10 protein-coding genes are annotated in these 11884 nt (G+C 50.9%); 7 read left to right on the forward strand and 3 right to left on the reverse strand.

All coding sequences use genetic code 11. From position 1 onward, the window contains the following. Positions 1 to 13 precede the first annotated feature (13 nt). The 3 genes from ABYP73_RS00675 to ABYP73_RS00685 all read right to left on the reverse strand — a co-directional run bounded on the left by ABYP73_RS00675 (position 14) and on the right by ABYP73_RS00685 (position 5005). Positions 14 to 1171 (reverse strand): formimidoylglutamase, encoded by a 1158-nt coding sequence (locus ABYP73_RS00675; protein WP_372973166.1) that lies wholly within the window; start codon positions 1169 to 1171, stop codon positions 14 to 16. Positions 1172 to 1192: 21 nt separating this feature from the next. Continuing rightward, positions 1193 to 3658 carry a type I DNA topoisomerase gene (gene topA / locus ABYP73_RS00680; protein ID WP_372973167.1) on the reverse strand — a complete coding sequence of 822 codons (2466 nt, stop codon included), beginning with the start codon at positions 3656 to 3658 and terminating at the stop codon, positions 1193 to 1195. 114 nt (positions 3659 to 3772) lie between these two features. Continuing rightward, positions 3773 to 5005: an LVIVD repeat-containing protein gene (locus tag ABYP73_RS00685; RefSeq protein WP_372945576.1), complete on the reverse strand. Its 1233-nt coding sequence runs from the start codon at positions 5003 to 5005 to the stop codon at positions 3773 to 3775. Between the two features lie 158 nt (positions 5006 to 5163). On the opposite strand from ABYP73_RS00685, the gene miaB reads away from it, so the two are divergent. From miaB to groL, 7 genes are all read left to right on the forward strand, one after another. Next, a complete protein-coding gene (gene miaB, locus ABYP73_RS00690) occupies positions 5164 to 6612 on the forward strand; it encodes a tRNA (N6-isopentenyl adenosine(37)-C2)-methylthiotransferase MiaB (RefSeq protein WP_372973168.1) in 1449 nt (482 codons plus the stop codon). Beyond that, on the forward strand, positions 6612 to 7877 hold the full coding sequence (locus tag ABYP73_RS00695; protein WP_372973169.1) for a sigma-54 interaction domain-containing protein: 1266 nt from the start codon (positions 6612 to 6614) through the stop codon (positions 7875 to 7877). Before miaB ends, ABYP73_RS00695 begins: the two co-directional genes overlap by 1 nt. After that, a complete protein-coding gene (locus ABYP73_RS00700; protein ID WP_372946582.1) occupies positions 7877 to 8392 on the forward strand; it encodes an LptE family protein in 516 nt (171 codons plus the stop codon). The genes ABYP73_RS00695 and ABYP73_RS00700 overlap by 1 nt, the downstream gene beginning before the upstream one ends. Next, complete coding sequence (locus ABYP73_RS00705; protein ID WP_372973170.1) at positions 8392 to 9321, forward strand: hypothetical protein; 930 nt, start codon at positions 8392 to 8394, stop codon at positions 9319 to 9321. The genes ABYP73_RS00700 and ABYP73_RS00705 overlap by 1 nt, the downstream gene beginning before the upstream one ends. 1 nt (position 9322) lies before the next feature. Further along, positions 9323 to 9679: a preprotein translocase subunit SecG gene (gene secG, locus ABYP73_RS00710; protein ID WP_372946580.1), complete on the forward strand. Its 357-nt coding sequence runs from the start codon at positions 9323 to 9325 to the stop codon at positions 9677 to 9679. Positions 9680 to 9819: 140 nt separating this feature from the next. After that, entirely contained in the window at positions 9820 to 10098 is a 279-nt protein-coding gene (groES, locus tag ABYP73_RS00715; RefSeq protein ID WP_372945413.1) for a co-chaperone GroES, read from the forward strand. A gap of 38 nt (positions 10099 to 10136) precedes the next feature. Beyond that, complete coding sequence (gene groL / locus ABYP73_RS00720; protein ID WP_372945414.1) at positions 10137 to 11768, forward strand: chaperonin GroEL; 1632 nt, start codon at positions 10137 to 10139, stop codon at positions 11766 to 11768. Positions 11769 to 11884: the final 116 nt, after the last annotated feature.

Here is an 11884-nt window from a genome sequence, read left to right on the forward strand (position 1 = left end):
AAAATTTCAAATTTTAGTTAAGGCCTTTCTTATAGGCCTTGAACCACCGTTCGGGAATGATCTGATCACAAGCGTCCAGATAATCCTGCTCAGTGCAGGGTAATAACGCGGGTGGATTGGATTTAGTATGCGGGGAAGTAAATGGAGGAACCTCTACCCACCAGCGATGCGTGAGCAGGCTTTTGTAGAAAATGAGTTCCTCGGTCTCTGTGGGGACAATAAACTTGGTAAAATCCTTGCTGCTGGCACTCGGGCGTTCCGCAATACGGAAGTTGAAACCCTCCATAAAATACCACACGATCTGCGCTACAAGTTGACAGGATTGGGGTGTGTTCTCCATCTCGTAGATACCGAAGACTGCGACGTTCTCGCTCATCCCGGCATAGCGCGAGATGGCACAGATCTCCCGCCCGTCAAAACCATTGGGAGAATACTGTGGCGGGCACCCCATTTCACTTGCCTTTACCGCCCTCATGTCCAGACTGACAGAATGGGCATTCCTCAGCACGGGTTCTGCAAGGGTGATGTCCGAGGTGATCTCACCCAGGCGGTAGGCGTCAAAGAACAGCCTTTCCATAAGGTCTATCTCCTCCTGGGCATTGAAATAGCTCTGATACCCTATATTGGAAAAGTTAAAGAGGTTGTTGGGTTTGTCTGTGATGATCTTACTCATATAGGAATGTGAGGAGATCAATTCCTCATCCGCCCCGAAGTCGAACCGGCTGTCTATGGAGACCAGGTTGATCAGGTCCTTGATCCTGTCAAAAGCGCGGTAAGTGGGATAGGTGATATCCTGAGTGGCTCCTATAATAATAGGTATCACGTTTTCTTCCAGGAGTTCTGCCGTTATTTCCTTGACCACGAAGTAAGTATCCTCCACGGTTTCCCCTTCCTCCACATTCCCGAGGTCGACAATGTTCACATTCCAGTTGCCCATCATCAGTTTGTACAGCTGGATACGGATCTCGACCAGAGCCAATTTCTCGGGTTTCTTTTCGAAGGCGTTACGGGATTCATTCACCCCCAGGATCGCAAAGGAGGCGTTGGCCAGTACAGGGAGGCCGTCCCGTTGGGTGTGTTTAAAGATATTTTTTCCAAGCGCCTGGGGTGGGAGCAGTTCACAGTGTGCCAGGGCCTTGTCTTCTACCGGAACCAGGAAATCGAACGCCATAGGGACTCGTGCAAAAACAGGTTATTTTCTTTTTTTCCGGGGTTTTTTCTTTTCCAGGAGGCTTTTGGCATCTTCCAGGCTCACTTTGGCGACGTCGACCTCCTTGCCCAGCTCGGCCTTGGTCCTGCCCTTGATGATATTGTGCCGTCCCCATCGCGCTTTCTCTATCCGAATGCCCTCCTCAGGCCATTCCTTGACCACGCGTTCAGCCTCCTTCTTTTTCTTGGCCTCTATGAGCTCGGAAATATCCTGGTCAGAAAGATTGTCAAAGTCGTATTTCTTGCTGACGTTGATAAACATCCCGTCCCATTTGATAAAGGGCCCGAATCTGCCTGTTCCCTTGGTCACATCCTTCCCTTCGTAGGAAGAAATGGGTGCATCGGCCTTCTGTTTGGCCTTGATGAGCTCCACCGCCCGGTCCATATCCACATCCAGGGCATTCTCACCGCTTTCGAGGGAGATGAATTTCTTCCCGTGGCGGATGTAGGGTCCGTACCTCCCCACGTTGGCTTCTACTTCCTCCCCTTCGTGCACCCCGAGCTTTCTGGGAAGCTTGAAGAGATCCATGGCCTCTTCAAAGGTGATGGTGGTGATGGATTGTTCTGGAAGCAGGCTTGCGAAAAGCGGCTTTTCGTCCTCTTCGGCCGTACCGATCTGTACCATAGGACCAAAACGGCCCAGCCTGGCAGAGACCTGCCTCTTGGTCTTGGGATCTACCCCCAGGACGCGTTCGCCGCTGGCCCGGTCTGCGTTCTCCTCCACATCCACCACTGTGGGATGGAAGTCCTTGTAGAAGTCACGCATCACCTTTTGCCAGTCCTCTTCTCCTGAAGCGATCTCATCGAAATCCTTTTCCACCTTGGCGGTAAAATGGTAATCCAGGATGTTGGCAAAATTATCGACCAGGAAGTCGTTCACGATCATCCCTATGTCCGTAGGGACCAGTTTGCCCTTGTCCGAGCCAACGGTCTCAGACAGTTTGTTCTCCTTGATGGTGTTGTTTTCGAGGACCAGCTGGCTGTAGGCCCTTTCTGTACCCTCTATGGTTCCTTTTTCGACATAACCCCTGTTCTGGATGGTTGAGATGGTAGGGGCATAAGTCGATGGCCTGCCGATTCCCAATTCTTCCAGTTTCTTTACCAGGGAAGCCTCCGTAAAACGATAGGGGGGGCGGGTGAATCTTTCGGTTGCCGTGATATATCTGTTTACAAGGGGATCCCCTTCCTTCAGGGCAGGGAGAATTCCTTCCTGTTCCTCCAGGTCTTCTTCGTCCTTTCCTTCGAGATATACTTTCAGAAAGCCGTCGAATTTGATCACCTCCCCGCTGGCGGTGAATTCTTCCCTGTGGGTGGTGGCGCTGATCTTTACGTTCGTCCTTTCCAATTCTGCATCTGCCATCTGGGAGGCCAGGGTCCTCATACGGATCAGTTCGTACAGCCTCGCCTGGTCCCTTTCCACTTTAGGGTGCTGCAGGGTCATGTCCGTGGGGCGGATGGCTTCATGGGCCTCCTGGGCGCCCTTGGATTTTCCTTTGTAGTTCCTCACCTTGCTGTATCGCTCCCCATAGAGGGATACAATGGCCTGTTTGGCGTCATTGATAGCCTCGGGAGACAGGTTCACGCTGTCTGTCCTCATATAGGTAATAAGCCCGGCTTCATAGAGTCTTTGTGCCACTTGCATGGTCCTGGCCACCGAGAAGTAGAGTTTTCTCGATGCCTCCTGCTGGAGGGTGGACGTGGTAAAAGGTGCTGAGGGAGATTTTTTGGCGGGTTTCTTATCGAGGGATGCCACCGCAAAGGCAGCCTCCAGGTTCTTTTTCAAAAAGGCTTCCGCCTCTTCTTTGGTATCAAAGGTCTTGTAGAGTTTGGCACTGAACACCTCTCCATCCGAGGTGCTGAATTCGGCATTGATGCGGAACGAGGCTTCGGGCTCAAAGGCCTCGATATCCCTCTCCCTCTCCACGATGAGACGCACGGCTACAGACTGTACCCTCCCTGCCGAGAGGCCCGGTTTGATCTTCTTCCACAACACCGGGGAGAGTTCGTAACCCACCAGGCGGTCCAACACCCTGCGCGCGTGCTGGGCGTTCACCAGGTCGTAGTTGATCGCCCTGGGGTTGTCTATCGCACGTTGGATAGCCGATTTGGTGATGGAGTTAAAGACGATCCGTCGGGTCTTGTTCTTATCGAGATCAAGGGTCTCCGCCAAATGCCAGGAGATGGCCTCCCCTTCCCGGTCCTCATCACTGGCCAGCCAGATCAACTCTGCCTTGTTAGCCAGGTCCTTCAGCTTTTTGACCAAAGACTTTTTGTCTTTGTCTACGATGTATTTGGGTTTAAAATCATTGTCGACATCGACCCCCAGTTCCTTAGAGGGCAGATCTGCGATATGCCCGAAACTCGACTCCACCTTAAAGTCCTTCCCCAGAAATTTCTCGATGGTCTTTGCCTTGGCAGGTGACTCTACGATTACTAAATTCTTCGCCATTCAATGATTTTAGAAGTCACAAAAGTATGGCAAAAAATTTATTTGCTTTCCCTTCTGTTTCTTCCACCTGTACATTTCTTCCTCCCAGAGGACTCTAAAAAGGAGCTGCTGAAACTAATTCAGGGAGAAAGAGCTGAGCAGTTCTATGCCCGTATCACTATAGGTATACTGGTGCAGTACTTCTTCCCCGACCATGAGAAGATGCTGTGAAAGGGGAATGACATCGAAGGTGGTGATGTCCTGGAAGTGCTGTACCTGGGTGAGGTCGGGTACATTCGACTTGTCAAAGACCTTCAGACCAAAACTGCCGTCGCACACAAAGACCCTGTCATCCTTTACCCCCAGGCCGTAAGGTTCTTCCATGGGGTAGAACTTAAGTAATTCCGGGTTGCTGAGGTCTGCGATATCGATCACGAAAAGTCCGCTCTCGGTTGCCCCGCAATTGTTCCCGCCTCTCAGGGTGACGTAGGCATAGTCACCGTCAACGACCACAGGATCACAGGCGGTGCCGTGCTGGAATTCAGAAACAAAGCCTGGCTGGGCCGGATTGGTAATGTCATATATATACATCCCACTTCGACTTCCCAAAAAGAGGTGGTCTCCCTGGTTGAAGATGGTCTCTATGTCGAAACCGGCGAATACATCCTCCAGGTCCTGTGGGTTCCCGAGGTCAGTGATATCGAAGACATTGATCGAGTGGTTGTCTACAGCGTAAAGGAAATCCCCCACGATCTTGAAACGGGCCAGGGATCCCCCCTGCCCTATGCTGTTGGCCGCGGCATCCATCATTAATACATTTTCGAAACGCATCTGTACTTCTTCCACCAGTCGCCTTTCCGTGGTCACTTCCCAGCCGATAAGCACCTGGTTAGGATCTCCCCAGCCGTCGTACTCAAAGATATCCGCCTCCATAGGCCAGATCACGTTGTCCCTCAACACATTCTCCAGGCGGTTCACGATCCGGATATTGTCAATATCCGAAATATCGAGGACGATGAGATCCGTAAGGCTGTCTGCGTAGAGGTAATTATCCTTTATGGAGATATCGACGTTCCCGGCGATCTTGATAAAGGCCACTTTTCTCGGAGCTGTGGGATCGCTGTTGTCGATCACGTGAACTCCCTTGTATTTATCATTGACAAAGATCAGGTCCTGGTAGGCGTAAATCTTGCCGGATTCATCAATAGGCACAGGGGTGATGATGTCCACACTGTTCTTGAATTCTTCCAGGGACATGGTCAGTGGCCTGGCAACCAGGTAGTCTGCGTACTTATCGGAGTCATTATCAGCGCAGGAGATCAGACCGGTCAAAGCAAATACAAGCAGGATGGATTTCAGGGTTTTCATAAGGCGTTCATTAATTGGATGAGGTTTCCTTATAGATACGCAGGCAACTCCCTAGTTGCGTCTTCTTTTATGAAAATATTCACCTGCCAAATTGTCATAAAAAAGGATATTGTGTTATCTTTGCGATCCTTAAATAACAAGGGCAGTAGCGTATTTGCATGGAAAAAGTAATCGATGAAAGCGTACAGGGTTCCCCCCTGATGATCTCAGCAGACCAGAAGAATAAACGCAAGCTATACATAGAAAGCTATGGCTGCCAGATGAATTTTTCTGACAGCGAGATCGTGGCATCCATCCTGGCCAATGAGGGATTCAACACTACCTCTGAACTGGAGGACGCAGACCTCGTCCTGGTCAATACCTGCTCCATCAGGGAAAAGGCGGAGACCACCGTAAGGAGGCGACTGGAGAAATTCAATGCCGTGAAAAAGCACAGGCCTCACATGAAGGTGGGTGTACTGGGCTGTATGGCCGAGCGTTTGAAAAGCCAGCTGCTGGAAGAAGAAAAGATCGTCGATATGGTCGTAGGCCCGGACGCCTACAAGGATCTGCCGAACCTGGTCAGGGAGGTAGATGAAGGCCGCAATGCGGTTAATGTGATCCTTTCCAAGGAAGAGACTTACGGGGATATTGCCCCAGTGAGACTCAACTCGAACGGGGTCACCGCCTTTGTCTCCATTACGCGTGGATGTGACAATATGTGTACCTTCTGCGTGGTCCCCTTTACCAGGGGAAGGGAGCGCAGCCGGGATCCCCAGTCTGTCGTACAGGAAGTGAACGAACTCTGGGAACAGGGATACCGCGAGGTGACCCTGCTGGGGCAGAATGTCGACAGTTACCTTTGGTACGGGGGCGGACTCAAAAAAGACTTTGAGAAGGCCAGCGATATTCAGAAAGCCACAGCTGTCGACTTTGCCGGTCTGCTCGCTATGGTGGCGGAAGCCCAGCCAGGGATGCGGATTCGCTTCTCCACCTCCAACCCCCAGGACATGACCCTGGACGTGGTAAGAACCATGGCCCGGTATAAGAATATCTGCAATTACATCCACCTGCCTGTGCAAAGTGGCAGCAATCGCATCCTGAAGGCTATGAACCGCCTCCACACCCGGGAGGAGTACATGCAGCTCATTGACGATATCCGGCAAATCATCCCCGATTGCGGGATCAGCCAGGATATGATCGCAGGATTCCCCGGAGAGACAGAGGAGGACCACAGGGAGACCCTCTCACTGATGGAATATGTGAAATACGACTTCGGATTTATGTTCGCCTATTCTGAGCGGCCGGGTACCCTGGCAGCCAGGAAACTCGAGGACGACATCCCGGATCAGGTCAAGAAAAGAAGGCTGCAGGAGATCATCGCCCTCCAGCAGAAACACAGCCTGTACCGCACCTCCCAGCACCTGGGCAAAACAGAGGAAGTACTGATAGAAGGGCCTTCCAGGAAATCGGATGAGCACTGGATGGGAAGGACCTCGAGTAATACCGTAGTAGTCTTCCCCAAAGAACACTACGAGGTGGGACAGTTCGTGATGGTGAGGATCGATGACTGCACCTCGGCAACACTGCTGGGTGAGGCCGTCGGGCACGCAGAAAATATGGAATAATGGAAAATGTACAAGCCATAAAACAACGATTTGGGATCATAGGCAACGATCCCAAACTCAACCGGGCCCTGGAGAAAGCCATACAGGTGGCCCCTACGGATATCTCCGTGCTGGTCACGGGGGAAAGCGGGGTCGGGAAGGAAGCCGTACCCAAGATCATCCACTCCCTTTCCCACAGGAAACACGCCAAGTACATAGCCGTGAACTGCGGCGCCATTCCCGAAGGAACCATAGACAGTGAACTTTTCGGTCACGAGAAAGGAGCCTTTACGGGAGCGACACAGACCCGAAGCGGGTATTTCGAGGTGGCAGACGGAGGCACCATCTTCTTAGACGAGGTAGGGGAACTCCCCCTGACCACACAGGTGCGACTGCTTCGGATCCTGGAGAACGGGGAATTCCTGAAAGTGGGTTCGTCCCAGGTGCAGAAGACCAATGTCAGGATCGTGGCTGCCACCAACCTGAATATGATAGAAGCGATCAAAAAGGGGAAATTCAGGGAAGACCTCTATTACCGGCTGAGTACGGTGGAGATCAATATCCCCCCCCTGCGTGACAGGAAGGATGACATCCATCTCCTTTTCAGGAAATTCGCCTCAGACTTCAGCCAGAAGTACAAGATGCCGACGATCAGGCTGGAGGACAATGCTGTGCAGATGCTTGAGAATTATCGCTGGCCGGGGAACATCCGACAGTTGCGGAACGTGGCAGAGCAGATCTCCGTACTGGAAGAAAGCAGGTCCGTCTCCCCCAGAACCCTGAACAGCTACCTCCCCAACGCGGGAGATTCGAACCTACCGGCGGTGGTAGAACAAAATACCCGCAAAAGCGATTTCAGCAATGAGAGGGAGATCCTCTATAAGGTCTTGTTCGATATGAAGGCCGACCTCAACGACCTGAAAAAACTGACCCTGGAACTCCTCCATTCAGACGACTCCGAAAAGGTACAGGAAGAGAACGAATCCCTGATCCGCAAGATCTACGGAAATGAGGGGAGCAGCAGGAAAGAAGAAAATGACACGGCTGTGGAACTATTGCCACCCCACGAGAGCAGGGTAGAAAAGACCGTAGAACCTCCCCAGGAAGACAAGTACCATTTTGCCGAAGAGATCGAAGAGGAAGAAACCTTATCTTTACAGGAAAAGGAGATAGAGCTCATCAAAAAATCCCTGGAAAGGAACCGGGGAAAAAGAAAAGCAGCAGCCTCCGAACTGGGGATCTCCGAGCGAACCCTCTATCGAAAAATCAAACAGTACGACCTGTAGTGAACACACGAACATCAAGCTTCTTCCTGGCCTTTGTCCTGCTCCTTAGCGGTTGTGGGATCTACAATTTCACAGGAGGTGACGTAGGTTCGGCCAAGACCTTTACAGTCAATTATTTCCAGAACTACGCTACTCAAAGTCCGGGTTCTGTCTTTGATCCCGGGCTCGACAGGGAATACACCCTTTCCCTCCAGGACCTCATCCTCAACCAGACGAGCCTTGACCTGGTCTCAGCCAACGGGGACCTTCTGTACGAAGGGGAGATCGTGGAATACAGAATTTCGCCCATGTCTGCCACCTCGGAGCAAAGGGCAGCGCAGAACCGGTTGAGCATCACTGTAAACGTCCGTTTCTTTAACAAGACTAAAGAAGGGGCCGAATTTGAAAAGCGATTCTCCTTCTTTTTCGACTATCCGGCCACATCCCAGCTGGCTTCGGTAAGGGATGAAGCCCACCAGGTGATCTTTGAACGGATCAACCAGGACATCTTTAACGAATCTCTGGCCGACTGGTAATGAAGGTGACAGACTTTACATATCTCCTGCAGCATCCGGATAAGGTCGTGGACCCTGTCCAGACCCGACAGCTGGAAGAAGTCGTAAAGGAATATCCTTATTTTCAGGCGGCAAGGGCTCTCCAGCTCAAAGGCCTGAGGAATCTGAACAGTTTCAGGTACAACAATGCCCTGAAGGTCACAGCGGCCTACACGGCAGACAGGGATGTACTCTTCGATTTGATCACATCCCCTGAATTCCTCCAGAATTCAATCGCAGATGCGATCTCCGGCAAAACAACCACGCTGGAAGCTACAGAAGTGGAAGTGGAAGAAGTGGAAGCCGGGGAAGGAGGTGCAGCCCCTATGCTGGAAGAAACTCCTGATGCCCCCCTGCCCAGGAACAGCCGGGATGCGGACGATATCCTGGATCCGTCCCTGTTTGCATCCAAAGATCCCGAGATCGACAAGACACTTGCAAGGGAAAGGGCAGCCGCCGAAAAGGAACTCGAAATGGGTCAGCCCCTGCCTTTCAAGAAGGACGAGAAACATTCCTTCCTGGAGTGGTTGCAACTCAGCTCAGCCAAACCTGTCAAAAAGGAAAAGCAGCTTCCAAAGAAAACGGCCGACATTCCCAAAGACATGACCTTCCCAATCACCGAGGAATCAGAAAGGAAGAAGAAGTTTGAACTCATAGACCGTTTTCTCGAGGAGAACCCGAAGATCGTTCCCCAGGATAAAGAACACGCCGCGGTGGACATCAAAGAGTCGACGAAGATCGATTCGGAAGAACTGATGACAGAGACCCTGGCCAAGGTGTACCTCGAGCAAAAGAAGTACAAGAAAGCCCTGCAGGCGTACAAAATATTAAGTTTGAAATATCCGGAAAAAAGTAGTTTCTTTGCAAGCCGAATTAAAGCGGTAAAGCAGTTACAAAAGGAAAATTCTTGAGATGAGTACATTTACGATATTCCTGGTCCTGATCATAGTGGTTTGTTTCCTCCTGGTCCTGGTGGTCATGGTACAGAACCCTAAAGGAGGTGGACTCTCCTCTTCCTTTGGAGGAGGTGGAACCCAGGTAGTTGGAGGCGTTAAGAAAACGGGGGATTTCCTCGACAAGAGCACCTGGACGCTGGCCAGCCTGCTCATCCTCCTCATCCTCTTATCCAACGTGGCCCTCAAAGGCAGTTTTGGGGAAGCCGACTCCAAGTTGCTCCAGGGAGACGACATTGAAAATGCGGTTCCAGAGACGGTTCCTGAAGAGGTACTTCCTACGGAAACAGCCACCCCTCTGGACACGATTCAGTAATTGTTCTGAGAAAGAAAATCTCTAAAAATGCCAGCTTAAATGACAAGCTGGCATTTTCATTTTACAAACTGTCAGTTTTTGGCGCTTGGCATAATTTCTGCCATGTTTAATCGGAATTTTAAAAATTAAAAAATACACATATGGCTAAACTTAACATTAAACCATTAGCAGACCGGGTTCTCATTGAGCCCATGGCAGCAGAGACCAAGACTGCCTCCGGGTTGATCATCCCCGATACTGCAAAAGAAAAACCACAAAAAGGTAAGGTCGTGGCTGTAGGTCCGGGCACCAAGGATGAAAAGGTCACTGTTAAAGTTGGCGATACTGTCCTTTATGGAAAATATGCCGGCACAGAGTTGAAATTTGACGGTGCAGACTATCTCATGATGCGCGAGAGCGATATCCTGGCGATCATATAAACCAAATCCGAGGAATAAAACAAAAACAACATTGAATTATGGCAAAAGATATAAAGTTTGATATTGACGCAAGAGACGGATTAAAGCGGGGTGTGGATGCCCTTGCGAATGCCGTTAAGGTAACCCTGGGACCGAAAGGAAGAAACGTGATCGTGAGCAAATCCTTCGGAGCCCCTCAGGTGACCAAGGATGGTGTTACCGTGGCTAAGGAGATAGAGCTGGAAGACGCCCTGGAGAATATGGGTGCGCAGATGGTAAAGGAAGTGGCTTCCAAGACCAACGACCTGGCTGGTGACGGAACAACCACTGCTACGGTCCTGGCCCAGGCCATCGTAAAAGAAGGTTTAAAGAATGTGGCTGCAGGAGCAAATCCGATGGACCTGAAGAGGGGGATCGACAAGGCTGTGGAAGCCATTGTCAATAACCTGACAAAACAGTCTAAAAAAGTAGGAGATTCTTCAGAGAAGATCAAGCAGGTTGCTGCTATTTCTGCCAATAACGACGAGACTATTGGTGACCTGATCGCCCAGGCTTTCAACAAGGTCGGCAAAGAAGGTGTGATCACCGTAGAAGAGGCAAAAGGTACAGATACCTATGTAGACGTTGTAGAAGGGATGCAATTCGACAGGGGATATCTTTCTCCCTACTTCGTCACCGATTCTGAGAAGATGATCGCTGACCTGGACAACCCCTACATCCTTCTCTATGACAAGAAGATCTCCACCATGAAGGACCTGCTTCCTGTGTTGGAGCCCGTTGCCCAGTCGGGTAAGCCTTTGCTTATCATCGCTGAAGATGTGGATGGGGAAGCACTGGCCACTCTGGTAGTCAACAAATTGAGAGGATCTTTGAAGATCGCTGCCGTAAAAGCTCCAGGTTTTGGAGATAGAAGGAAGGCCATGCTGGAGGATATCGCCATCCTGACCAAGGGTACCGTGATCTCAGAAGAAAGAGGATTCTCCCTGGAGAATGCGAATATCGATATGCTCGGAAGCTGTGAGAAGGTGACCATTGACAAGGACAATACCACCATTGTGAACGGTGCCGGAAACGCCAAGGACATCAAAGCAAGGGTGAACCAGATCAAGGCTCAGATCGAAACCACGACGTCTGATTACGACAAGGAGAAATTACAGGAGCGCCTGGCCAAACTCGCCGGAGGGGTTGCCGTACTCTATGTAGGTGCTGCTTCTGAAGTGGAAATGAAGGAGAAGAAAGACCGGGTAGACGATGCCCTTCACGCGACCCGCGCGGCCGTGGAAGAAGGTATTGTGGCCGGTGGAGGTGTGGCCTTTATCAGGGCTCAGGCAGTCCTTTCCAAGGTACAGACCGACAATGCAGATGAAGCTACAGGGCTGCAGATCGTCTCCAGGGCCATCGAATCACCTCTGCGCACCATCGTGGAAAACGCCGGAGGAGAAGGCTCTGTTGTAGTGGCCAAAGTGTTCGACGGCAAAGGAGATTTCGGATATGATGCCAAGACTGAGAAATATGTCGATATGATGAAGGCTGGGATCATCGATCCCAAGAAGGTGACCCGTATCGCCCTCGAGAACGCCGCATCAGTAGCCGGAATGATCCTCACTACGGAGTGCGCTCTGACGGACATCAAAGAAGATACTCCTGCAGGCCCTCCAATGGGCGGAGGAGGAATGCCCGGAATGATGTAATTCTAATAACATATGTCATCAGAAGAAGCCACTGCCAAAAACAGTGGCTTTTTCTTTTTCAGGGACCTTACCAAAGGGGAGTAATTGCTATTTTTGCAAAAAACAAATACATGTTA

The organism is Muriicola sp., assembly GCF_041567615.1.
Classification (GTDB): Bacteria; Bacteroidota; Bacteroidia; order Flavobacteriales; family Flavobacteriaceae; genus Muriicola.